The sequence below is a fragment of the Rhizobium sp. AN6A genome, from assembly GCF_900215635.1.
GTDB classification, from domain to species: domain Bacteria; phylum Pseudomonadota; class Alphaproteobacteria; order Rhizobiales; family Rhizobiaceae; genus Agrobacterium; species Agrobacterium tumefaciens.
Genome location: NZ_OCNC01000003.1, coordinates 1,341,733 through 1,364,151 on the forward strand (window position 1 = coordinate 1,341,733; position 22,419 = coordinate 1,364,151).

21 protein-coding genes are annotated in these 22,419 nt (G+C 59.8%); 15 read left to right on the forward strand and 6 right to left on the reverse strand.

What is annotated here, in order from left to right; all coding sequences use genetic code 11:
* Positions 1-5: 5 nt before the first annotated feature.
* Positions 6-1,037 (forward strand): ABC transporter substrate-binding protein, encoded by a 1,032-nt coding sequence (locus tag CRO62_RS10115; protein WP_097100458.1) that lies wholly within the window; start codon positions 6-8, stop codon positions 1,035-1,037.
* Positions 1,034-2,209, forward strand: a complete 1,176-nt coding sequence (locus CRO62_RS10120) for an acyl-CoA dehydrogenase family protein (RefSeq protein WP_097100056.1) — start codon at positions 1,034-1,036, stop codon at positions 2,207-2,209. Before CRO62_RS10115 ends, CRO62_RS10120 begins: the two co-directional genes overlap by 4 nt.
* Before the next feature lie 57 nt (positions 2,210-2,266).
* Here the strand turns inward: CRO62_RS10120 and CRO62_RS10125 are convergent, their stop codons facing one another.
* Positions 2,267-3,337: an LLM class flavin-dependent oxidoreductase gene (locus CRO62_RS10125; RefSeq protein ID WP_097100057.1), complete on the reverse strand. Its 1,071-nt coding sequence runs from the start codon at positions 3,335-3,337 to the stop codon at positions 2,267-2,269.
* Between the two features lie 399 nt (positions 3,338-3,736).
* On the opposite strand from CRO62_RS10125, the gene CRO62_RS10130 reads away from it, so the two are divergent.
* From CRO62_RS10130 to CRO62_RS10150, 5 genes are all read left to right on the forward strand, one after another.
* Positions 3,737-4,354 carry an alpha/beta hydrolase gene (locus tag CRO62_RS10130; RefSeq protein ID WP_097100058.1) on the forward strand — a complete coding sequence of 206 codons (618 nt, stop codon included), beginning with the start codon at positions 3,737-3,739 and terminating at the stop codon, positions 4,352-4,354.
* Positions 4,355-4,570: 216 nt separating this feature from the next.
* Complete coding sequence (locus CRO62_RS10135; RefSeq protein WP_097100059.1) at positions 4,571-4,768, forward strand: hypothetical protein; 198 nt, start codon at positions 4,571-4,573, stop codon at positions 4,766-4,768.
* A 171-nt stretch (positions 4,769-4,939) separates the two neighbouring features.
* Positions 4,940-6,109, forward strand: a complete 1,170-nt coding sequence (gene ssuD / locus CRO62_RS10140) for an FMNH2-dependent alkanesulfonate monooxygenase (RefSeq protein ID WP_003511099.1) — start codon at positions 4,940-4,942, stop codon at positions 6,107-6,109.
* 195 nt (positions 6,110-6,304) lie between these two features.
* Complete coding sequence (locus CRO62_RS10145) at positions 6,305-6,850, forward strand: flavin reductase family protein (RefSeq protein WP_097100060.1); 546 nt, start codon at positions 6,305-6,307, stop codon at positions 6,848-6,850.
* 51 nt (positions 6,851-6,901) lie between these two features.
* Positions 6,902-7,846, forward strand: a complete 945-nt coding sequence (locus tag CRO62_RS10150; protein ID WP_097100061.1) for an acyl-CoA dehydrogenase family protein — start codon at positions 6,902-6,904, stop codon at positions 7,844-7,846.
* A 7-nt stretch (positions 7,847-7,853) separates the two neighbouring features.
* Here CRO62_RS10150 and CRO62_RS10155 read toward each other — a convergent pair whose 3' ends face one another.
* Positions 7,854-8,303: an RrF2 family transcriptional regulator gene (locus CRO62_RS10155; RefSeq protein ID WP_003511094.1), complete on the reverse strand. Its 450-nt coding sequence runs from the start codon at positions 8,301-8,303 to the stop codon at positions 7,854-7,856.
* A gap of 307 nt (positions 8,304-8,610) precedes the next feature.
* On the opposite strand from CRO62_RS10155, the gene CRO62_RS10160 reads away from it, so the two are divergent.
* The 7 genes from CRO62_RS10160 (at position 8,611) to CRO62_RS10190 (ending at position 16,677) form a co-directional block, all read left to right on the forward strand.
* The gene (locus CRO62_RS10160; RefSeq protein ID WP_097100062.1) at positions 8,611-9,612 is read left to right on the forward strand and encodes an LLM class flavin-dependent oxidoreductase; all 1,002 of its coding nucleotides are present in this window, start codon (positions 8,611-8,613) and stop codon (positions 9,610-9,612) included.
* 23 nt (positions 9,613-9,635) lie between these two features.
* A complete protein-coding gene (locus CRO62_RS10165) occupies positions 9,636-10,976 on the forward strand; it encodes an LLM class flavin-dependent oxidoreductase (RefSeq protein WP_097100063.1) in 1,341 nt (446 codons plus the stop codon).
* A gap of 84 nt (positions 10,977-11,060) precedes the next feature.
* Complete coding sequence (locus CRO62_RS10170; protein WP_097100064.1) at positions 11,061-12,248, forward strand: M20 aminoacylase family protein; 1,188 nt, start codon at positions 11,061-11,063, stop codon at positions 12,246-12,248.
* A 23-nt stretch (positions 12,249-12,271) separates the two neighbouring features.
* Positions 12,272-12,829 (forward strand): GNAT family N-acetyltransferase, encoded by a 558-nt coding sequence (locus CRO62_RS10175; protein WP_003511088.1) that lies wholly within the window; start codon positions 12,272-12,274, stop codon positions 12,827-12,829.
* Positions 12,830-12,842: 13 nt separating this feature from the next.
* Positions 12,843-14,648: an amino acid ABC transporter permease/ATP-binding protein gene (locus CRO62_RS10180; protein ID WP_097100065.1), complete on the forward strand. Its 1,806-nt coding sequence runs from the start codon at positions 12,843-12,845 to the stop codon at positions 14,646-14,648.
* Between the two features lie 25 nt (positions 14,649-14,673).
* A complete protein-coding gene (locus CRO62_RS10185; RefSeq protein ID WP_097100066.1) occupies positions 14,674-15,612 on the forward strand; it encodes an ABC transporter substrate-binding protein in 939 nt (312 codons plus the stop codon).
* A 129-nt stretch (positions 15,613-15,741) separates the two neighbouring features.
* The gene (locus CRO62_RS10190; RefSeq protein ID WP_097100067.1) at positions 15,742-16,677 is read left to right on the forward strand and encodes an ABC transporter substrate-binding protein; all 936 of its coding nucleotides are present in this window, start codon (positions 15,742-15,744) and stop codon (positions 16,675-16,677) included.
* An 87-nt stretch (positions 16,678-16,764) separates the two neighbouring features.
* Here CRO62_RS10190 and CRO62_RS10195 read toward each other — a convergent pair whose 3' ends face one another.
* Entirely contained in the window at positions 16,765-18,090 is a 1,326-nt protein-coding gene (locus CRO62_RS10195; RefSeq protein WP_097100068.1) for an NAD(P)/FAD-dependent oxidoreductase, read from the reverse strand.
* A 231-nt stretch (positions 18,091-18,321) separates the two neighbouring features.
* Here CRO62_RS10195 and CRO62_RS10200 point away from each other — a divergent pair, with 231 nt between their 5' ends.
* Positions 18,322-18,798, forward strand: a complete 477-nt coding sequence (locus CRO62_RS10200; protein WP_013761655.1) for an Lrp/AsnC family transcriptional regulator — start codon at positions 18,322-18,324, stop codon at positions 18,796-18,798.
* A 103-nt stretch (positions 18,799-18,901) separates the two neighbouring features.
* On the opposite strand, the gene CRO62_RS10205 is transcribed toward CRO62_RS10200, so the two are convergent.
* The 3 genes from CRO62_RS10205 to CRO62_RS10215 are packed head-to-tail and all read right to left on the reverse strand — an operon-like array spanning position 18,902 to position 22,358.
* Positions 18,902-20,557: an ABC transporter ATP-binding protein gene (locus CRO62_RS10205; RefSeq protein WP_097100069.1), complete on the reverse strand. Its 1,656-nt coding sequence runs from the start codon at positions 20,555-20,557 to the stop codon at positions 18,902-18,904.
* Positions 20,557-21,408 (reverse strand): ABC transporter permease, encoded by an 852-nt coding sequence (locus tag CRO62_RS10210; RefSeq protein ID WP_097100070.1) that lies wholly within the window; start codon positions 21,406-21,408, stop codon positions 20,557-20,559. Before CRO62_RS10210 ends, CRO62_RS10205 begins: the two co-directional genes overlap by 1 nt.
* A complete protein-coding gene (locus CRO62_RS10215; protein WP_097100071.1) occupies positions 21,408-22,358 on the reverse strand; it encodes an ABC transporter permease in 951 nt (316 codons plus the stop codon). Before CRO62_RS10215 ends, CRO62_RS10210 begins: the two co-directional genes overlap by 1 nt.
* Positions 22,359-22,419: the final 61 nt, after the last annotated feature.

Genomic DNA, 22,419 nt, shown 5'->3' on the forward strand with positions numbered 1-22,419 from the left:
AAGCCATGAGCACGACACTTTCTGAAATCTGGTACACACGTTGTCCGGTGCCCACGCCCGTGGGGCTTGCGGCGCAGCTCGGTTATCTCGCGCAGACCTTCGAGGATGTGGGGATATCGCTGAAATCCATCATCGATTCGCCGGATCGTTCTGTGCGGCAGAGCCATTTCAACCACACGCTGGAATGGTCCTTCCGCCACGGCGGCAATGTGCCCCCTATCCGCGCCCGCTCGGAAGGGCGCAATACGCGTCTTATCGGCATTACCTGGACGGATGAGTTCCAGGCGATCATCACCCTGCCGGAAACCGGCATCCGCTCGCTTGCCGATCTCGTCGGCCGCCGTTTCGGTGTGCCGCGCAGACCTGATGGCATTGTCGATTTCATGCGAGCGACAGCGTTGAAGGGCATCGTTTCGGCGCTTTCGCTGGAGGGGCTGAAGGTCGAGGATATCGAGCTGAAGGATATCGTCATCAAGGATTCCGTGCTGGCGACACAGGAGGGACCATCCCTTTTCGGCCTGAAGCGGCGACAATCCTTCGGTGAGGAGATCATCGCGCTGTTGCGGGGTGAGGTCGATGCGATTTTCGTCAAGGGTACTGCCGGTATCGCCGCCGCGAACCTGATCGGCGCCGTGCAGGTGGCGGAATTCGGTTTTCACCCCGACCCGAAGATCCGTATCAACTCCGGCTCTCCCCGCGTGTTGACAGTCGACGGACGGCTCGCCGATGAGCGCCCGGATCTGGTGGAGCGGCTGGTTGCCGCCATTGCCAAAGCCTCGCTCTGGGCGGAGCAGCATCCGGAAGAGACCCGCCGTTTTATCGCGCGCGAGGCGGGTGCGACCGAAGAGCAGGTTCTGGCCGCCAACGGCGCGGATGTCCACCGCCATCTAGGTCTTGGCCTCGATGCAGACCTCGTCGCCGCTGTCGGCCATTACGAGGATTTCCTGCATCAATGGGGCTTCCTTGAAAACGACTTCGATCTCGCTGCGTGGATCGATGACCGTTTCGTCACGGCCAGTGAAAGGGCGGTGGCATGAGCGGCGCTTTATCCGCCGTTCCGAGCCTGGAGCAGCACTTGAATCCCGTCGCCATCGCAACCGCGCTCGCCGAAGATTTCAGCCTGACTGCGGCGGAGTATGACAAAAGCGGCGAATTCGCCGCCGGTAATTTTGCTGCTCTTTTTGAGTCTGGCCTGCTTGGTCTCGTGACGGCTGAAAAGGACGGTGGCTGGGGGGAGGGCATGGAAACCGCGCATGCCGTCATCGCCGCCATTGCCAAGGGTGATCCGTCAACCGCCCTCATCCTTGCCATGCATTACAGCGTTCATGCTGCCATCCGGCGCGGCAAGTGGCCGGCAGATCTCGCGGCAAAAGTGCTGGCCGCCAATAACAGGGAGCGGGCGCTTCTGAACAATGCGCAGGCAGAGCCGGGGATCGGTTCCCCGGCCCATGGCGGCCTGCCGGAAACGACGGCGCGGATCGAGGGCGATTTCTGGGTGGTCAATGGCCGCAAGAGCTTCGTCACCGGCCTGCCGGGTCTGAAATGGGCGATTGTACTTGCCGTCACGACGGAAGAGGTGCCGCGCCTGATCCAGCTTCTGGTCCCGCTCGATGCGCCGGGCATCGGCCGGGAAAAGGCATGGGAAGCGACCGGAATGTATGCCACCGCCAGCGACGATCTCGTGCTTGAGGATGTGAGGGTGCCGCTCGCCGATATCGTTGCCGAACAGCCGGCGGACGAGCCGTTGCGGCGGGATGAGGCGGACGGTTACAATTTCTTCGTGCTGCTGGCCTCCGTCTATCACGGTGTCGCGCTTTCGGCGCGTGACGCCCTCTTGCGCCATCTGACAGGCCATGTTCCGGCAAGCCTCGGCGCGCCGCTGTCATCCATTCCGCGCATTCAGGAAGGTCTGGGCGAGATCGAGGTGCTTCTCGCGGCAAACAGGCGTCTGCTCCGCTCCGTCGCGCGTGATATCGATGCGGGTGAGAAGGTAGGCACGGATGCGCTCGCCGTTCGTCATGTGGTGATCGACAATGCGGTGGCGGTGACGGATCTGGCGCTGGAGCTTGGCGGCAATCGCGGCCTTCGCCGGGACTATAATCTCGAGCGGCATCACCGCGACGCCATAACGGCAAGGGCGCATGCGCCGCAAAGCCACATGATCCGAACTATCCTCGGCCGTCAGAGCATCAAGGCTGTCGGCGACTGACCGTAGAAGACATGGGCGGCTTTGTTCGGCAGGCCGCCCATGTTGACGCCGCCCGCATCAGTCCCGGAGTAGCGGCAACAGCTTGTCGCCCTGCCGTTCAATTTCCTGAAGATAGGGCGTGTCGGAAAGCACGAAATGGGTGATGCCAAGCGCGCGGTATTTGCGCAGCGACGCGGCGACGTCTTCCGCCGAACCGACGAGCCATGTCGTTGCGGCACCGCCGCCGCCAAATTTGCCGGGTGCGGTGTAAAGATTGTCGTCCAGTACATCGCTCTGCGTGTGCAGATCCAACAGGCGGCGCTGGCCGACTGCGACCCCTTGCAGGTGATCGTTCCAGCGCACGCCATTGTTCGCAGCCATCTCGGCCACCTTTGCTTCCGCATCGCGCCAAGCCTCAGCCGTGGTTTCGCGCACCAGCGTGGTGATCCGCAGACCGAATTGCAGCGGCGGCAGGTCACGGCCGAGGGTCTCACTGAAATGTCTGAGACGTTCGATCCTTTCGCGAACGCCGGCGAGCGGTTCGCCCCAGAAGAGCTGGACATCGGCTTCGGTTGCGGCAACCTGTTCGGCGGACTCGGACGCGCCGCCGAAATAAAGCTTGGGATGTGGCCGGCCTGCACTCTCACTGATGCGCGGCGAGACGGTGGAGTTCTTGACCCGGAAATGCTCGCCATCGAAAGTGACGTTTTCCTCAGTCCAGAGCCGCCGCACCAGCCGCATGAACTCCTTCGTGCGCGCATAACGCTGCTCCTGATCGCCTTCTTCGTCGCCATAGGCCGAAAGCTCGTCCCTACCGGAGACGACATTGATTCGTACCCGGCCACCGGAAAGCTGATCGAGCGTGGCGGCGGCCGATGCGAGATTGGCCGGCTTCCAGTAACCGGGGCGGATGGCGATCAGTGGCTCGAAAGTGGTGGTACGCGCGGTAAGCGACGCCGCAACCGTAAAGGTATCCGGACGCCCCCAGCCGGTGCCGATCAACGCGCCCTTCCAGCCGTGGTTTTCCAGCGCCCTGGCATGGGTAGTTAAAGTATCGAGGCTGTTGTGGTTTTCGCTGACGGCGTCGCCCCGATGTCCGGGTTTGACGTCATTGGGGATGTACCAGAGAAATTCGCTCGTGCTGCTCACATTGTCCGCCTGAATTTTCGCTTTATGTCGCGGTGGAATGGCCCTGCCGAGGCTCGGTATTTGCCATTTTGGAGTTCGGGAGGTTGTGGTCTCCGATAGTGTGAGAATGACAAACCGGCGGCGGCACGGCCAAGCAGCTGCGTTTCTTTTGGGATGCGGCAGAGGAAAAGCTTTCCGCGTCGTCTGCTCAATTAGAACATATTTTCTATGGAAAATATTTTAGGCAATGATTCCACATACGCAGTGCCAAGGGCGCTGCCTAGGACGTATTTTTTGCCAGAACGGAATTGGTTGGATCGATTTTTCTCGAGTTCGGAAAAGCTGAGCAAGGCAATAGTCGACTAAAATTGCGAAATTCACCATTCTTGGCACACCCCGCCCGCAAACCACGGAGTAGGCATGTGTACCACCTTGATTGTCCCCGGCCTCAACGGTTCGGATGAGGGGCATTGGCAGCGGCACTGGCTGCTGGAAGATTCGGAGGCGCAGCTGGTCGATCAGCAGAATTGGGAATGCCCGGTTCTTGAAGACTGGCTTGAGCGTCTGGAAGCGGCGCTCGCCGCAACCGAAAGCGCCTATATTGTCGCCCACAGCCTCGGTTGCCTGCTTGTCGCTAATATGGCGACACGACCCGTGGCCAGCAAAATCAGGGGTGCGCTTCTGGTGGCGCCCGCCCATCTCGACAGAGTGGAGGCAATGCATCCATGCATCGTCCGCTTCGGCGCATTTCCTCGGGCGCCGCTCACCTTCCCCAGTCTCGTCGTGGGTAGCATGAACGACCCCTATATGAACGCGGACGAGTTGGCCCGCACCGCCGCTGACTGGGGAAGCGATATCGTCAATCTCGGCTCCGTTGGACACATCAATATCGCCGCCGGTTTCGGCCGGTGGTCCGAGGGCTATGCTCTTTTCGCACGCCTGAAAGCGGCGTCCGAAATCAAGGCCGGTAGATCGAGGAAGCGCGGATCACCCGCTCTGCACGGTGCGCTGCTGCAGGGTGACGCCGGCGCTCTATAGTATTTTCGTCACAAGTCCGTGCTTCGAGCGGCCATCGTGTCGGCGCCATTGCGATGACCCCTTTATTGGCGGTTCGAAACGGAATTTTTCCCGCTGCCGCAACCTTAGTCCACGTTTGCCGGCAATCCGCCAATTATAGAATAGTAATTTTATGGAAAATATTGACCAATCTGGGCGCTCGCCGGAGGATAGAGCGAATGACCAAAGGAGGCGCACATGCCGCAGGGACTTCACGCGTTTACTGTCGATCTGTTCGGTCTGGCCAGGCGTAGGCCGCGAGGGGATGATCAGGGCAGTCTCCAGCCGCTGGATCATTCCGGTCGTATCAGGCGGGAAAAGAGCGATCTCGACCTTGAGCGGGAAGAGATTTACGAAATGAATTTCGCGATGCTCGGACTTTATCCGGTCCTCTGACACAGGGAGACGAAAGGTTTGTTTTCGCTTCCCAGCCCCATTTCCCAGCGGAGATAAACTCTCCTTGCGGCGCGGAAATTGGAACAAAATTTCTTAAACGCGGCGGGGAATTGGCTACCCTTTTAGTACCCAGCCGAATTGCCCGATGGGCGGATTGCAAAGGACCTGTCGATGAGCACAGCTGACAAACCACTCGATTTTCTGTGGTTCATACCCACCTCAGGTGACGGCAGCTATCTTGGCTCCGACGATCTGTCACGTCCCGCCGATCCCGGCTATTTCCGGGAAATAGCGCAGGCTGCGGATCGGCTCGGTTATTCCGGGGTGCTTATTCCCACCGGCGTCGCCTGCGAGGAATCCTTCATCCTCGCGGCCAATCTCGCCGCCTATACCGAGAAACTGAAATTCCTCGTCGCCATCCGTCCGGGCGTTGCCTCGCCGGCCTATTATGCGCGGCTGGCCTCCACGCTGGACCGTGTTTCCCATGGCCGGCTGCTTCTCAACATCGTCGTTGGCGGCAGCGCGCAGGAGCTGGCTGGTGATGGCATCTTTCTGCCGCATGACGAGCGTTACGACCACGCTGACGAGTTCTTCCAGGTGTTCAATTCGTTGATCGAAACTGGCAAGGGAGATCTCGACGGCAAATATATCAAGGCACAGGGTGCCAGGCTCGGCCTGCCACCGGTGCAGGAACCGCGTCCGCCGCTTTATTTCGGCGGCTCCTCCGATGCCGGGATCGAGTTCTCGGCCGGTATCACCGACAAATATCTGACCTGGGGTGAGCCGCCGGCACAGGTGGCGGAAAAAATCGCCAAGGTTCGCGCCGCCGCAGCGAAAAAAGGGCGAGAAGTGACATTCGGCATTCGCCTGCATTTCATCGTGCGCGAAACCGATGAGGAGGCCTGGGCCGATGCGGACAAACTGATTTCCAAGCTTTCCGACGAAACGATCGCTTCCGCTCAGGAGGCCTTCTTAAAGGCGTCGGATTCGGTCGGTCAGGCAAGGATGCGGGCGCTGCATAATGGCCGGCGTGACCAGCTTGAAGTCTCTCCGAACTTGTGGGCGGGAATCGGTCTTGTCCGCTCTGGCGCCGGCACTGCGCTGGTGGGTTCGCCCAAGACAGTTGCGGCGCGGCTGCGGGAGTATCAGGCGCTGGGCATCGATACCGTCATCGCATCGGGCTATCCGCATCTGGAGGAAGCCTACCGTCTATCCGAATTGCTGTTTCCGGAAATCGGGCTTGATGGGCCACGTAATCAGATCCGTTCGTCTTTCGGCACGAAACAGGTTTTCGGCGGCGGCGGCCACGGCGGTAACGTCAAGCTGGTATCCGGCTCGTGATCAATCGCCGGAAGGCAGGCGGCCCTGTCTTCCGGTTCGCCTTTCCGATGGGCGTCATTCGGCGGAGCGTCCACGGGAGAGCAGCATATAAAACATTATTTCCATAGAATATAAGTATTATGGAAAACGATGTCTATTTCACGCCCCGCCGCCGCTGCTAACTATTGAGCAACAAGCTGTTTTCAGGAGCGATCGATGACATTGCAATATGCGGCCAAGGATCAACAATTCATCAATCTCCGCGATCCCGTCTCTGGCAAGGCGCCGGATGCCGATAGCCTTAAGGCGGCGCTCAGGACGCTCGGCGGCGGTGTCAGCGTCATTACGGCGGGCGAGGGTGATGCGCGCACGGGTGCTACGGTAACATCCGCCACCGCCCTGTCGGTCGATCCGCCAAGAATTCTGGTTGCGCTCAACCGCTCCTCCTCCACATGGCCTGTGGTGCAGCGCTTCGGCCATCTGGGGGTGAATATTATCGGCCCGAACCATCAGTTCATCGCCAACCAGTTTGCCGGTGTTGGCGGTCTGAAAGGTGTGGACCGTTATCGCGGCGCGGAATGGACCCGTCTGGCGAGCGGCGCGCCCATCCTCGAGGACGCCGTTGCCGCGATCGATTGCACCATCGAGGAGGCGATCGAGCGCCACAGCCACGTCATCATCATCGGCAAGGTGGAGGCGATCCGCATAGGGTCGGGTCACTCGCTGGTCTATCAAAACGGCCGTTATCATTCGCTGGACTGAGCTCCGGCCTTTCCGGCGCTTTCACTGGGTCATTCTTTGAGGGAGTTGAGCATGGGATCTGTCACGCCGCTCGGCGAAAGAATTCGTTTCGTGTCCCCGCGTCTCGGCGCGGATGGGGATGTACTGACCGTTGCCCGGACGATTGCCGAAAAATGCGCGGTGGAAAGTGCCGCGCAAATCCACGCGCGGATTGCCCGTTCCGGCCTTCTCGCCCTCTCCGTTCCAAACGATCTGGGCGGGGCGGACATCACAAACGACGTTCTCTCGCAAGCTCTCTCGATTATTTCCGCGGCGGATGCGGAGGCAGCGCATGCGCTTGCCGAACATTTCACGGCGCTGGAATTCATCAGGAACGCCGGTAGCGAGGAGCAGCGCAAGACACTCTTCGCCCGCCTCGATCTTGGTGAGACCTTTGCGCTTGCCTCATCTGACGCCGGCGTGGATCAGGCGGTTCTGTTGACTGGCGACGACTATGGCTTGCGGCTGCCCGATGACATTGCCCGATCGGTTACCTCAGATGCAGACTGGATCGTTGTTCCGGCAGTCAACGCGGCAGGGCAGGCCGTGCTCGTCGTTCTGCGCAATCGCCCGGATACATCATGGGACGGCCTGCTGCGCGCCGAACAGGTCGCATTTCTTGCCCAGGGCGCTGGAAATCTGGCCGCCGCCGTTTTCACCCTGCTGAAGGCCGCCGTGGCTCTGGGTGAGAAACAGCGTGAGCTTTCAGCGTTGCTCATTGACAGATTGGCCGAGGAAGGCGATGCGCGCCCCCTTATCGGCGAAATATTTCTCGCAATCGAATTGCTGAAGGCACAGATTTCCCGCCTCGCGGCCAATATCGATGCGGCGCAGGTGGGGGCGGAAAGCGTGACCTTTCGCTCTGTCCGCAACAATGCCATCACGCTGGAAATTCTAATGGCCCGTCTCGGCCTTATCGATGGCGCAAGTGAATCCGGGCTGATTGCGACCCTGGGCGACGATCTGCGCCGGCAGTAAGCGGCGCTTATTCGCCTGCCGGAATAAATTGCGCGTCTTGTCCGCCTTTTGCCACGAATTGTGCGAGCGTCATATTGTCCAGGATTGTTGCGATGGCGTCCCGCACGTCCGTCATCGAAACCCTGACCTGACAGGTCTCGGGATCGTCGCAGTCGTCGCAGGCTTCAAAAGCGGTGCGGCTGGCACAGCGGATGGGGGCCAAGGGCCCGTCCAGCGTGCGGATGACCTGCCCAATCATGATTTCCGATGGCATTTTCGACAGCGAATAACCGCCATTCGGTCCCTTCTTGGAACGCAGAATGCCGCTATTGCGCAGTTCCAGAAGTATAGTATCCAGAAATTTTTTCGGAATATTGTTGCGGGTTGCAATCTCGGTCACAAAGGCGGTCTCGCCCTGGGGCAACCGCGCCAGATCGACAAGAGCCTTCAGTCCGTATTTGCCTTTTTTGGTCAACATCGCATGATCCGCAAAGAGGGCCAGCACCTTCTGAGTGCCGGGTTATGGTGTTCTCAACTTACTAAGTAGTTTTTACCGAATTCCCGCGCAAGTCCGTTTCGTCCCGGCTCGATGCACAAAGCGGCTTCGCACCATCATTTTTCGCCCTGTTTCCTCATCGTTTCGGATTGCTTTGCCAAAGACGCCTGCCGAAACCATAGCGGGAAACAATATTTTCTCTGATCGCGTCGCAACGTGGAACGAACGTCCTTTATTACTATATAAAATCAGTAGACAAAGTATGCATCAAAAGACGTGCGAGGTGACGATGTATACTCTCAGTTTGCTGGACAAGAGCCCTGTTCCAACGGGTGAGAACGCGGCAAGCGCGTTCCGTGACACGGTCAATCTCGCCAAACGCGCCGAAGAACTGGGCTATCGCCGATTCTGGGTGGCAGAACATCACAATTCGCCGGAGCTTGCCGGTTCCGCGCCGGAAGCGCTGGTTGCATGGATTCTGGCGAAGACCTCGCGCATCCGCGTCGGCTCGGGCGGTGTCATGCTGCAGCATTACAGCCCCTACAAGGTCGCCGAGGTTTTCAACGTGCTGTCGTCGCTTGCCCCCGGTCGGGTCGATCTCGGCGTCGGCAAGACACCGGGCGGGTTGCCGCTTGCGACCTCTGCCCTACAGCAGGCCTATGATCCTGCCCGCAAGCCGGATTTCGAAACGGCTTTTGGTGAACTTACCACGTTTCTCTCCGGTGCCGCGCCGCAGGGGCATGCGCAGGCCGGATTGCAGGCAACACCGGTGCCGCCGGTTGCGGTGGAACGGTTTCTGCTCGGTGCCAGCCCGGAAAGCGCAAGGCTTGCAGCTTCCAAAGGATGGAATTTCGTCTTTGCCGGCCACCTCAATGGTGATCCGGAGGTTCTTCGCAGCAGCCTGTCGGCTTTCCGTGAGGAGAGCGGCGGCAGGGCGCCGATCCTTGCCCTCTCCGTCTTTGCCGCCAGCGATCCCGATCATGCGGCGCGGCAGGTGGAAGGTCAGCGCATCTATCGGGTGTTCCTCAGCGACGGCAAGGCGTTCAACCTTGGCCGCCGTGAACAGGCGGAAGAATTCGCCCGCCAGTCCGGCGATACCGATTATCGCATCGAGGAGCGTAAGCCCAACGTCCTGCATGGCGGGCCGGACGATATTCACAAGGCGCTGCGCGCGCTTTCCGATGAGCACGGTATCGAGGAATTCATCGTGGAACCGCCGCATGTGGGGGCCGATCAAAGGCTCGCCTCGATCGAATTGCTGGCCACACACCGCCTTTCCAAGGCCGCGTGAACTTGTCCTCAGGAGGAAATGACATGACGAAAAAGACAATCCGTTTCGGCATCATGCTCCAGGGCCCCGGCGGCCACATGAACGCCTGGCGGCACCCGAAAAGCCCAGTTGATGCCAGCGTCAACTTCGATTTCTTCAGGAAGAACGCGCTGAAGGCGGAAGCGGCCGGCATCGCCTTCGCCTTCGTGGCCGACGGGCTTTACATCAACGACAAGTCCATTCCGCACTTCCTCAACCGGTTCGAGCCTTTGACCATCCTTTCGGCGCTGGCCTCCGTCACCTCGAAGATCGGTCTTGCCGGCACGGTTTCGACCTCTTACAGCGACCCCTTCACAATCGCGCGCCAGTTCGCCTCGCTCGATCTTCTGAGCGGCGGCAGGGCCGGCTGGAATGCAGTGACGACGCCACTCGAAGGTACGGCGAAGAACTACAGCCGCAACCATCCCGAACATGCGCTGCGCTACGAGATCGCCGATGAATATCTGGAGGTGATCAAGGGCCTGTGGGACAGCTGGGATGACGATGCCTTCGTGCGTAACCGCGAGACGGGACAATTCTTCGACAGGCAAAAACTCCACACGCTCGGCCACAAGGGTCGCTTCTTCCAGGTGGAAGGCCCGCTGAACATCCAGCGTTCGCCGCAGGGGCAGCCGGTGATTTTCCAGGCGGGTTCTTCGGATGCCGGTATCGGGCTTGCGGGCAAACATGCCGACGCCGTCTTTACAAATTCCGCATCGCTCGAGGAAAACCAGACATTCCTCAAGCGCGTGAAGCAGAGTGCTGTCGCGCAGGGCAGGTCCGCTGCCGACGTGAAGATTTTCCCCGGCATCGGGCCGATTGTGGGCGAGACGCAGGAGGAGGCGGAAGCGAAATACGACATCATCCGCAACCTCATCACCATCGAGGATGCGCTCGCCTATCTCGGCCGTTTCTTCGACCACCACGACTTCAGTGTTTATCCGCTGGATGAGCCTTTCCCCGAACTTGGTGAGATCGGCAAGAACAGCTTCCGTTCGACGACAGACCGCATCAAGCGCCGTGCGAAGGAAAAGAACCAGACGTTGCGCGAAGCGGCGCTGGAGGCGGCGACCCCGCGCGAAGGTTTCATCGGAACCCCGGACAAGGTGGCGGACGAGATCATCCGCTGGGTGGAGCACGATGCGGCCGATGGTTTCATTCTGGGCTTCCCGGTGATTGCCGAAGGGCTGGATGATTTCATCCGCCTCGTCATACCGGTGCTGCAACGGCGCGGATATTTCGAACCGCATCTGGAAGGCACAACGCTGCGTGAGCATCTCGGCCTGCCTTTCAAGGACAGCATCTATTCCCACGCTGAAAGCGGTCCCAACAAGGCGATCGCATAAAAGCGGGGCGGGCGGCAGCCATTGCCGCCCGGAGAGAATTTCAAGGTGCTGTGCGGGTAAAGCGCAGCACAGGAGACCAGAACCATGAATATCCGCATTGACGGCGCGCGTCCGCAGGACGACGCCGAACGGGGAATCCTTGCCTTCATCGAGGAAAGCATCGCCATCCGGCACGATCTTCACCGGCATCCGGAGCTTTCGCTTGGGGAAAAGCGCACGGCGGCGCTCGTTGCCCGTTATCTCCTCTCCTTCGGATATGAGGTGACCGAGGGTGTCGGGGGCCATGGCGTCGTCGCCACGTTGAAACGTGGTCATGGTGACAAGCGTCTGGGTATCCGCGCCGATATCGACGCCCTGCCGATCGTCGAAGAAACCGGTCTTGCCTATGCCAGCCAGACACAGGGTGTGATGCATGCCTGCGGTCATGACGGTCACACGACGATCCTGCTCGCCGCTGCTCGTTATCTTGCCGAAACATCGAGTTTTTCTGGCACACTGACGCTGATTTTCCAGCCGGCCGAGGAAATCGGTGCAGGTGCTAGAGCGATGATAAAGGACAGGCTTTTCGAGCGGTTTCCCGTCGATGCCGTGTTCGGGCTGCACAATTGGCCGGGTGTCGAAACCGGACAATTCGGCTTTGTCGAAGGGCCTGCCATGGCCTCCGTCGACAAGGCGAAGGTTCGGATCATCGGCAAGGGCGGGCACGGGGCGGCGCCGCATGAAACGGTTGATCCGGTTCTTGCCTCTGCAAGCTTCGTCACCGCCTTGCAGAGCATCGTCTCGCGCAATGTCGACCCGCGAGACATGGCGGTGCTGACGGTAGGCTCCATCCATGGCGGAACTGCTTCCAACGTCATTCCCGAGAGTGTCGAACTGCAGATTACCGCGCGGGCCTTTTCGCCCGCCGTGCGCGACAGACTGGAGGAGCGGCTTCCCGCCCTTGCCAAAGCACAGGCGGAAAGCTTCGGAGCAAGCGCCGATGTCACCTATTCCCGTGGCTTCCCGCCCGTCATCAATCACATCAGGCAGACAGCTTTTGCCCGCGACGTCGCCAAACGGCATTTTCCAGCCGAACAGGTTGCCGAAGGCTTTCAGCCGCGAACGGCGAGCGAGGATTTCGCCTTCATGCTTCTGGAGCGGCCGGGCTCCTATCTCTTCGTCGGCAATGGCGAGAGCGCGCCGCTGCACAGCCCTCACTACGATTTCAACGATGCGATCATTGCGCCTGCGGCACGCTTCTGGGTGCGTCTGGCCGAAGCATACCTCTCCTGATGCAACGAGTTTAGGACAATGAGATGAGCGACAGTTTTCTCTACACATCGGTCAAGGATCCGCTCGCAACCCCGCTTCTGGAGGAGTTGCTGTTCGAATATGACAGCCGCTACGGCACATATTTCAACGCGGAAGGCGCAAAGGCGGAACTTAACAAATATCCGCCGGAGGCTTTCAGCCCGCCGTCGGGCAATTTCCTGCTGCTCTTGCGTGGCGGCAAGGCGATCGCCGGCGGTGCCTTCATGCGCTACGACGAGGAAACCGCCGAGTTCAAGCGGGTCTGGACCCATTCGGCCCACCGCCGGCAGGGGCTTGCCAAAATAGTGCTTCAGGAGCTGGAGCGCCAGGCGATCCGGCAGGGTTACGCCCGTGTCTATCTGACCACGGGCTTCCGCCAGCCGGAAGCGGTCGGCCTTTATCTAACCAACGGTTATCGCGCGTTGTTCGATACGTCCGCCGATCCTGAAACGATCAGGTCGCTGCCTTTCGAAAAATGGCTTGCCGATAGCGCCTCCGCCTCCGTTGCGGAAGGCGCGTCGATACCGGCGGCCCGGCCGCACTCTTCCCCGGCCCACCCGTGAAAGGCTTTTTCCGATGACGATAGCCTCTGATTTTCCGCATGTTGCATTGAGTGACCAGAAGGGTGAACCGATCAAGGGTGGGTATTCCCATTTCCGCATCGTGCCGGCCCGCTACCCCTTGCGGACGGTGGGAACGGTCTTCTCCGTACTCATCATTGCGGCCGTTCTGCATTCCGTTTTCGGCAATCCGCGCTGGGGCTGGGATGTCTTTGCGGAATGGTTTTTCGCTGAACCGGTGTTGGTAGGTCTCGGCCGGACGCTGCTGCTGACCGCGCTCGGTGCGGTGCTCGGTTTCGCGCTGGGAACGCTGCTGGCGCTTGCCCGCGTTTCACGCTCGCCACTGCTGGTTGCCGTATCCTGGACCTATATCTGGATTTTTCGATCCATCCCGCTGATCGTGCTTTTGCTGATCCTCAACAATCTCGGTTATCTCTATGAGACCGTAACGATCGGTGTGCCCTATACCGGCATCAACTTCTTCAGCTGGAATACCACGCAGCTGATGACGCCGTTCGCGGCCGCCGTTCTGGGGCTGACGCTCAATCAGGCCGCCTTCGCATCCGAAATCGTCCGTGGCGGCATTCTCTCGGTTGATCAGGGGCAGCTTGAGGCTGCCGCAGCACTCGGCCTTCCCCGGCGGCGGCAGGCGTCCCGCATCGTTCTGCCGCAGGCGATGCGCTCCATCCTGCCCACCGCCTTCAACGACATCATCGGCCTCGCCAAGGGGACTTCGCAGGTCTATATCCTTGCCCTGCCGGAGCTGTTCTACACGATCCAGATCATCTATCGCCGCAATCTGGAAGTGATTCCGCTGCTGATGGTCGCGACCGTCTGGTATCTGGTGATCCTGACGGCGCTTTCGATCGTGCAGCACCATATCGAGCGGCATTTTTCACGCGGTGCGCTGCGCAATCCGCCGCCGTCGCTGTTCGCCACGATTTACCGCACCTTCCTTCCACGCAAACCCTTGCCTGAAGCCGTGGAAACGGTGGCCACGACAGCCGCAAGGCCCGAGCGTTCGGTGCCTGCCCGTGCCGTGAGCTTTCAGCTCGGAAATCGTGGCGGGTCGGTCAATATTCATGGCGTTTCGAAATCCTTCGGGTCGCTGAAGGTGCTTGATGATATCAGCCTTTCCATTCCGGCAGGCAGTGTCACCACCATTCTCGGCCAATCCGGCTCCGGCAAGTCCACATTGCTGCGCTCCATCAACCATCTCGAGCGCGTTGATGACGGTTTTATCGCCATAGACGGTGAACTGGTCGGTTATCGTCAAAAGGGCGATACGCTTTATGAGCTGAAGGAACGGGAAATCCTCAAGCGCCGCGCCGAAGTGGGCATGGTGTTTCAGAGCTTCAACCTGTTCCCGCATCTGACCGCGCTTGAAAACATCATCGAAGCACCCATCGCCGTTCGTGGCATATCGAAAGAGCAGGCGCAGGCCGAGGCGCGCGATCTTCTGGCTCGCGTCGGCCTTGCCGAAAAAGCTGGCGCTTATCCCCGTCAGCTTTCCGGCGGTCAGCAGCAACGCGTGGCGATCGCCCGGGCGCTGGCGTTGCGGCCGAAGGTGTTGCTGTTCGATGAGCCGACATCCGCGCTCGATCCTGAACTCGTCAACGAGGTGCTTGATGTCATCAAGGAGCTTTCCCGCTCCGGCGTCACGCTCATCATCGTTACCCATGAAATCGGTTTTGCCCGTGAAGTCTCCGACAGGGTCGTCTTCATGGAACAGGGCCGCATCATCGAAACGGGCACGCCGGAACAGGTGTTCAACAGCCCGGAACATCCCCGCACCGCCGAATTCCTCGCAAAAGTTCTCTAATCAAAACAGCAAAGGAAACACTCGCATGGCTTTTTCATCGAAATTATTGTCGTTGCTTGCAGGCGGTCTTTTCACCGCTACCACCGCGCTGATACCGGCTGCGCATGCGCAGGAAATCGACCTGTCGCCGGAGCAGAAGGGGCGGGTGCGCGCCGAGAAGGTGGAAGAGGCGATCAAGCTTCTGCCCGCTGGCCACAAGTTCGTCGCGGATGGAAAGCTGACGGTCGCGACCGTGCCATTCCGGCTGCCGCTGGTCGATTATGCCAGCGATACAAAAACGCCTGTTGGCGTGGAGCCGGATATCGCCCAGCTGGTTGCTGACAGTCTTGGCCTTGAACTTCAGCTAGTTCCCATCGCCTGGGCCGATTGGCCGCTGGGTCTCACCTCCGGCAAATATGATGCCGTCACCTCCAACATCACGGTGACGGAAGCCCGCAAGGAAAAGTTCGACTTCTCCAGCTACCGCAACGACCTGCTCGGCTTTTACGTGGGCAGCAACAGCAAGGTGACGAGCATCAGCAAGCCCGAGGACGTGGCCGGGTTGAAGGTCATTGTCGGTGCTGCCACCAATCAGGAGCAGATCCTGCTGAAATGGATCAAGGACAACAAGGCCAAGGGTTTGGCCGATACCGAGGTGCAATATTACGACGATCAGGCCGTGCTTGATGTCGCCCTGCAATCAGGTCGCGCGGACGCCTATCTCGGCCCTAACGCAACATCGGCCTTCCAGGCAGCAAGCCAGAAGAAGACCAAGCTCGTTGGTACCTTCTCCGGCGGCTGGCCGGAAGCGGCGGAAATCGCCGTTGCCTCCAAAAAGGATGCCGGAATTGCCGCAGCCATCACGGCGGCGCTGAATGCCCAGATCAAGAACGGCAATTACGGCAAGGTTCTCGCCCGCTGGAACCTCGGTTCGGAAGCCATCACCGAATCCCGCACCAATCCGCCCGGTCTGCCCAAGAGCTAACGGCCGGTTTTCTAGAAAAGCGGAGTTGCCAACACGCTGAGTTGAAGGTGGGACATCACTCAGCCGGTAGCGCGGGCTCCTCCCGCCCGCGCTACCTCCGTCCCGCAATCATTTTATCGGGAAACCTAAATGACCTTCACCTCTCGTCTCGCGACAGCCGCGCTCGGTGCGCTTCTCTCCATCGCCGCTTTCGGATCGGCTTTCGCAACCGATGTCTTCGACCTTTCGCCGGACCAGCCTGGCCGGATCAGGGTAGAAAAAGACCCCGCAGCGATTGCCGCCATCCCGAAAGATTTCAAATTCATCACCCCGGGCAAACTCACCGTTGCCGTTGCACCCGGCGGACCACCGCTCGCAACCTATGCAACGGATGCTAAGACCGTGGTGGGTGCCGATCCGGACTATGCGCTTGCCGTGGCCGACAGCCTCGGCCTCGAGCTTGAGCTGGTGGCTGTGGCCTGGGCGGATTGGCCGCTGGGGCTTGCCTCCGGCAAATACGATGCTGTCATCTCCAATGTCGGGGTGACCGAGCAGCGCAAGGAGAAGTTCGACTTCTCCACCTATCGTCAGGGCCTGCACGGATTTTTCGTCAAATCCGATAGCGGCATCACCGCCATCAATGAGCCGAAGGACGCGGCGGGCCTGAAGATCATCGTCGGTGCTGGCACCAATCAGGAGCGTATTCTGCTGAAATGGAATGACGAGAATGTCGCCGCCGGATTAAAGCCGCTTGAGCTGCAATATTATGACGACGAGGCCACCCGGCTTGTCGCGCTTTCTGCCGGGCGGGCGGATGTGATCGTCCAGCCGCATGCGCAGCTGGTCTTCATCGCCGCGCGTGACAAGACGATCAAGCGTGTCGGAACACTCTCCGCCGGCTGGCCGGAACGTTCGGATGTCGCCATCACCACCCGCAAGGGTTCGGGACTGGCCGATGCGCTGACGCTCGCCACCAACGATCTGATCAAGAGCGGTGCTTACGCGAAGATACTGGAACGCTGGCAGCTTTCGGAAGAGGCCTTGCCGGAATCGCGAACCAACCCACCCGGCCTGCCGAAAAGCTGACCGGTCGAATAAATGCGGTGGACGGCAGCACCCGCAGGTCATGCCTGCGGGTGCTGTTTTATTCGTCTGTTAGCCTGCGCAGAACAATCAGAAATCCGCGACCTTGCCCCATGACGAGTCAAGGAAACGGCTGGGATGATACGGGGCGGGGTCAACGATCGGGGTTGAACCCGTCACGATATCGGCGATCAGGTGGCCAGCACCGGGTCCGATGCCGAAACCGTGGCCGCTGAAACCGGCGGCGAGGATGAAACCGGGCAATTCGCTAGTCTCGCCGATGGCGGGCACACCATCCGGCGTGCTGTCGATGAAGCCGGCCCAGGCAGCGGATATCTGGGTTTTGCGGAGTGCAGGCAGAAGTTCCAGCGCTCTTTTGTGGGTCTCACGGATGGCGGCGGCATTCGGTTTCGGATCGAGAATGCGAACCCGCTCCATCGGCGTCTGCGCATCGAGCCGCCAGTGTTTCAGCGTTTCGTGCCCACCGCGAACCCCTTCCAATCCACCCGGTCGCAGGCTGCGCCAGCGCTTGAGGAACATCGGAACGAATTCGCGTGCAAACCGCATTTGCTGCGCGGTCGGGTCGATGCGACCGAGGCCGCTGATGGCGAGCGTGTAACCGCCGTTGTTCCGGCGTGTTACAGAAACGGCTTTTGTATGCAGTGCATCTGGCAGTCCTTCCGCACCTGCTGTGACGGACAGGATTGAGGAGCGGACAGCGGCCTGCGGAAAACGAATTCCGAGCTGGCGGCAGAAGGACGAGGCCCAGGCTCCGCCGGACATGATGGCGGTTTTGGTGCGGATCGTGCCTTTTTCGGTAACGACGGCGCTAACGCGACCACCTTCCGTCTCCAGACCGCGCGCGGCGCAATTCTGGTGCACCGTTCCGCCCAGTTTCATGAGGGCGCGCGCGACGGCCGGCGCCGCCATCGAGGGATCGGCGGTGCCGTCCGTTGGCGAAAAGACGCCACCCTTCCAGCGTTTTCCCGTTGCGCGTCCGCGGTTGCTCGCCTCATCCGCGCTCAACATATGCGTCGTCACGCCTGCGGTGATGGCAAAGTCGCGCCAGCGCGCCCAGCCGGCAATTTCAGCTTCGTTGTCGCTCAGGTAGAACAATCCGCAGCGGCGGAAACCGGTGTCTTCGCCGCTTTCTGCGGCAAACCGTTCCCAGAGCGCCAGGCTCTGCGTTGAAATCGGCAATTCGCGGGCGTCGCGGTTCTGCTGCCGGCACCAACCCCAGTTGCGGCTGGATTGCTCCGCGCCAACAAGGCCTTTTTCGACAAGAGCCACTTTCAGGCCATGCCGGGCGAGGTAATAGGCTGCGAAAACGCCGACGATGCCGCCGCCGATAATGACGGCGTCCGCGGATTTCGGCAGTTCCGGTGATGTCGTGATCTGTTGCAGCGGCGCAGGCATGGTGGGGCTCCTTGTATTCGTCTTAATTTACCTTGGTCGCCGGGTAAACGCTGCCAGACTCCGCCGATTGCCGGAATCTCCTGCTGTTCGTCGCCATGTCTGCAACTCTTTATGCTGGATGAAAAAAACATCCCCGCGTCGACAGGGCTCGCTCATGTGATAAGATTTCCATGGCCGCGTCAGAATTTTATGCCGCGTGCACGAAAAAATATAAAAGGGGTTCCGCACGTGATGAAACTTGACCGGATCGACATCAAGATCCTTTACGAACTCCAGAAAAATGGTCGCATCACCAATGTCGAGCTGGCGGAGCTTGTCAATCTCTCGCCAAGCCCCTGCCTGATGCGCGTCAAGAAGCTTCAGGCCGAGGGCTATATCGAAGGTTATTCGGCACAGATCAACATCAACAAGCTCGGCCAGACGCTGACGGTATTCACCGAGATCACGCTCAAGAACCACCGCCAGATCGACTTCGCCCGTTTTCTCGGCGTTATCGAAAAGATCGATCAGGTGGTGGAATGCCACCTCGTTTCAGGCGGTTACGATTACCTCCTGAAATTCGTCACCTCCGGCATCGTCGAATATCAGTCGATCATGGAGCGGCTGACGGACATGGATGTCGGTATCGACAAATATTTCAGCTTCGTTGTGCTGAAATCGCCGATCATCAAATCGCATATGCCGCTGACCAGCCTGTTTCCGCTTTAAGGTGGAAGACGTCCCTTTGCAGGGGCGCCAGAGTATCGAGACACGTCGCTTCATACTCGACGTCATCCTGGGGACGAGCCCGAGGATGACGAAACTGATGTTGTCACCTCTTGGAAAACGCCTGCACCAACTCTGCATCCTGCTGAAGATTGTCGAGCCATTTCGGGTCGAGCTTCGGTACCGAGGAGAACAGGAGCTTCGAATAGGGATGCGTCGGCGACTTGATCGCCTCCGTTTCCAGATGCTCCACTTTCTGCCCGCCATACATCACGACGATTTCGTCGCAGATGGTTTCCACCACGGAGAGATCGTGGCTGATGAAGATGTAGGAGAGGTTCAGCTCTCGCTGGAGTTCGCCGAGCAGGTCGATGATCGCGGCTGCGACGACCGTATCAAGCGCCGAGGTAATTTCATCGCAAATGATGAGCGATGGTTCTGCTGCGAGCGCGCGGGCGAAGTTGACGCGCTGCTTCTGTCCGCCCGACAGGCCGGAAGGATGGCGGTGGCGAACCGAGCGCGGCAGCTTCACCATATCCAGCAACTGGTCGATCCGGGCGTCGCGCGCCTTGCCTCTCATGCCGTGATAAAAGGTCAGTGGCCGGCCGAGAATATCCTCGATGGATTTGGCCGGGTTGAGCGCCGTATCGGCATATTGGAAGACGATCTGCATGCGGCGCAATTGATCGCTGGTGCGTCGGCGGGCGTCGGCATCCAGCTGCCGGCCTTCGAAGATGACATGACCGCTGGCGGCGGGCAGAATGCCGGCAATGGCGCGCGCCAGCGTCGATTTTCCGCAACCGGATTCGCCGATGATGCCGAGATTGCGTCCGGGATAGACCGCAAGGCTGACGGAATCGACCGCACGTACCAGCGGCATATGGTCATCGCCTTTCGTTCCATATCCGGCGATCAGCTTCTCGATATCCAGCAGTGGCTTCGCGTCACTTTGTTTTAGCGGCGCTACGGTGCGTACCTTGTCGTTAAAAGCGGTGAGCAACTCCCGCGTATAAGGATGCTGGGCATTCTCGAGAATATCCGTGGTCGTGCCGGTTTCCTGTATCTCGCCGCCTTTCAGCACCACGATCCGGTCGGCAATCTGGGCGACGACGGCGAGATCGTGCGAAACATAGACGCCGCCGATACCGCCCTTGCGCATCGCTGATTTGAATGCACGGAGAACCTCGATCTGTGTTGTCACGTCGAGTGCTGTGGTCGGTTCGTCGAAAATGACCAGTTCCGGGTTGCCGATCAGCGCCATGGCGGCGGAGAGACGCTGAAGCTGGCCGCCGGAAACCTGGTGCGGATAACGCTCGCCGATGGTTTCGGGATTGGGCAGCGACAATGCCTTGAACAGTTCCACCGCTCTTTGGCGCGCCTCCTGCGGCGGCATCAGATCGTGGATGCGGGTGACCTCTATGACCTGGTCGATAATCTTTTGCGCCGGATTGAAGGCGGCTGCGGCGCTCTGCGGGACGTAGGAGATTTTCGTGCCGCGGATCTTCGCCCGTTCCGTTTCGGAAAGCTGTACCATGTCGCGGCCTGCCACCGTGACGCTGCCACCGGAAATACGGCAGCCTGGGCGGGCATATCCCATCAATGTCAGTGCAATGGTGGTCTTGCCGGAGCCGCTTTCGCCGATCAATGCGACGATCTCGCCATCGGCGATATCGATGTCTACACCCCTGATGATTTGGATGCGGCGGCCGGAATCGGTGGTCGCCTCGACTTTAAGTCCACGGATTTCAACAAGATTGGTCATTATTCGCTCCTGTCGCGGATTTTCTGCGGCAGATTGTCGATCAGCAGATTGACGCTGATCGTCAGGCTGGCAATCGCCAACGACGGAAAGATCACGGCTGGCGCGGCAAAGGGCAGGCCGCCGATGTTTTCACGCACCAGCGCACCCCAGTCTGCATTCGGCGGCTGCAGGCCGAGACCGAGGAAGGAAAGGCCCGACAGAAGCAGCACGATGAACACAAAGCGCACGCCGAGATCGGCCAGCACAGGACGGATGATGTTTGGAAGGATTTCGGAGCTGATGAGGTGCAAGAGGCTCTCGCCGCGCACGCGGGCGACGGTGACGAAATCCATGGTGTTGACATTGACGGCGAGCGCCCGGGCAAAGCGATAGGCGCCCGGCGTATAGATAACCGACAGGGTGACGATCAGCACTGGAATGGAGGAGCCGACGGCAGCGACAACCACAAGCCCGAAAAGCTTGCTTGGAATGGAGTTCACCGCATCGAGAAAACGGCTGAGTGCCGCATCGAACCAGCCGCCGACCACGGCAGCGCTCATGCCGAGAACGACACCGGACACGCAGGCGATGGTGACGGCCGCAAGTGAAATGCCGACCGTGAAACGCGCCCCCATGAGAATGCGGGAAAACACGTCGCGGCCGAGATAGTCGGAGCCGAGCCAGAGATCGGAGGTCATCGGACCGAAATAATCGAGATCGACGATTTCACCGACGGGATGCGGGATGAGATAGGGCGCAAAGATCGCGACCATGGCCCAGAGAAAAATGACGAGAAAGCCGAAAACGCCGACGACGTTGATTTTGTAACCCAAGCGCGAGGTCCCCGAAGTTATTTTGATATGGTCGGTCATCAGCGCAGCCTCGGATTGGACATGATGGCAATGATATCGGCGGTTGTGATGAGGAGGAGATAACCGACGCAGAAAATCATTGCGCAGCTCTGGATCAGTGGCAGGTCGCGGGTCGCGACGCCATCAACCATCAGCTTGGCGATGCCGGGATAATTGAAGATGGTCTCGACGATGATGACGCCGCCGACGAGATAGGAAAGCGACAAAGCAACCGCATTGACGATGGGGCCGAGCGCGTTGGGAAGCGCGTGACGCAGGACGATGCGCATGCGCGGTGCGCCCTTCAGGAGCGCCATTTCCACATAGGGCGTATCGAGCGTCTCGATGACGGCGGCGCGGCTCATGCGGATCATCTGTGCCGACACGACGAAGGTGAGGGTGATGACCGGCATGGCGTAAACCCGCAGCATATCGAACACGGTATGCACCTCGCTAACCAGCGACAGGGCCGGCAGCCACTTCAGGTATACGGCGAACAGCAGAACGGCGAGCGTCGCGATCATGAATTCCGGCACGGAAATGACACCGATGGTCAGGATGGTGACGGCGCGATCATAAAGCGTTCCACGCAGCATGGCGGAGCTGATGCCGAGCGTCAGGGCCAGCGGCACGGCGATAACAGTGGTGATGCCGGCAAGCTTCATGGAGTTGACGAAACGTGGACCTATGAGGTCGGCGATCGCCATATTGTTGGCGTAGGACGTGCCGAGTTCGCCGTGCAGCAGGCCAAAAAGCCAGCGGACAAAACGCAGAAGGGCCGGGTCATCGAGATGCATGGCGGTGCGCAGACCAGCCACGGCCTCCGGCGTTGCCGACTGGCCAAGAAGGATCGTTGCCGTGTCGCCGGGCAGGAGGCTCGTGGCGGAAAAGACGATAAACGATACGATAAGCAGCGTCGTCAGCATGACGACCAGCCGCCTGGCGATAAGGGAGAGTATCCGGCTGTTCATTTACATGCTCCTGCGACCTGCCTGGGTCATGATGATTTCAGGCCGGATCGACCTGAAATCA

What these genes read in the sequence shown, in the direction of transcription:
- CRO62_RS10115 (WP_097100458.1), top strand. Translation starts at nt 6, where the DNA reads ATGAGCACGACACTTTCTGAAATCTGGTACACACGTTGTCCGGTGCCC.
- CRO62_RS10120 (WP_097100056.1), top strand. Translation starts at nt 1,034, where the DNA reads ATGAGCGGCGCTTTATCCGCCGTTCCGAGCCTGGAGCAGCACTTGAAT.
- CRO62_RS10130 (WP_097100058.1), top strand. Translation starts at nt 3,737, where the DNA reads ATGTGTACCACCTTGATTGTCCCCGGCCTCAACGGTTCGGATGAGGGG.
- CRO62_RS10135 (WP_097100059.1), top strand. Translation starts at nt 4,571, where the DNA reads ATGCCGCAGGGACTTCACGCGTTTACTGTCGATCTGTTCGGTCTGGCC.
- ssuD (WP_003511099.1), top strand. Translation starts at nt 4,940, where the DNA reads ATGAGCACAGCTGACAAACCACTCGATTTTCTGTGGTTCATACCCACC.
- CRO62_RS10145 (WP_097100060.1), top strand. Translation starts at nt 6,305, where the DNA reads ATGACATTGCAATATGCGGCCAAGGATCAACAATTCATCAATCTCCGC.
- CRO62_RS10150 (WP_097100061.1), top strand. Translation starts at nt 6,902, where the DNA reads ATGGGATCTGTCACGCCGCTCGGCGAAAGAATTCGTTTCGTGTCCCCG.
- CRO62_RS10155 (WP_003511094.1), bottom strand. Translation starts at nt 8,303, where the DNA reads ATGTTGACCAAAAAAGGCAAATACGGACTGAAGGCTCTTGTCGATCTG.
- CRO62_RS10160 (WP_097100062.1), top strand. Translation starts at nt 8,611, where the DNA reads ATGTATACTCTCAGTTTGCTGGACAAGAGCCCTGTTCCAACGGGTGAG.
- CRO62_RS10165 (WP_097100063.1), top strand. Translation starts at nt 9,636, where the DNA reads ATGACGAAAAAGACAATCCGTTTCGGCATCATGCTCCAGGGCCCCGGC.
- CRO62_RS10170 (WP_097100064.1), top strand. Translation starts at nt 11,061, where the DNA reads ATGAATATCCGCATTGACGGCGCGCGTCCGCAGGACGACGCCGAACGG.
- CRO62_RS10175 (WP_003511088.1), top strand. Translation starts at nt 12,272, where the DNA reads ATGAGCGACAGTTTTCTCTACACATCGGTCAAGGATCCGCTCGCAACC.
- CRO62_RS10180 (WP_097100065.1), top strand. Translation starts at nt 12,843, where the DNA reads ATGACGATAGCCTCTGATTTTCCGCATGTTGCATTGAGTGACCAGAAG.
- CRO62_RS10185 (WP_097100066.1), top strand. Translation starts at nt 14,674, where the DNA reads ATGGCTTTTTCATCGAAATTATTGTCGTTGCTTGCAGGCGGTCTTTTC.
- CRO62_RS10190 (WP_097100067.1), top strand. Translation starts at nt 15,742, where the DNA reads ATGACCTTCACCTCTCGTCTCGCGACAGCCGCGCTCGGTGCGCTTCTC.
- CRO62_RS10195 (WP_097100068.1), bottom strand. Translation starts at nt 18,090, where the DNA reads ATGCCTGCGCCGCTGCAACAGATCACGACATCACCGGAACTGCCGAAA.
- CRO62_RS10200 (WP_013761655.1), top strand. Translation starts at nt 18,322, where the DNA reads ATGAAACTTGACCGGATCGACATCAAGATCCTTTACGAACTCCAGAAA.
- CRO62_RS10205 (WP_097100069.1), bottom strand. Translation starts at nt 20,557, where the DNA reads ATGACCAATCTTGTTGAAATCCGTGGACTTAAAGTCGAGGCGACCACC.
- CRO62_RS10210 (WP_097100070.1), bottom strand. Translation starts at nt 21,408, where the DNA reads ATGACCGACCATATCAAAATAACTTCGGGGACCTCGCGCTTGGGTTAC.
- CRO62_RS10215 (WP_097100071.1), bottom strand. Translation starts at nt 22,358, where the DNA reads ATGAACAGCCGGATACTCTCCCTTATCGCCAGGCGGCTGGTCGTCATG.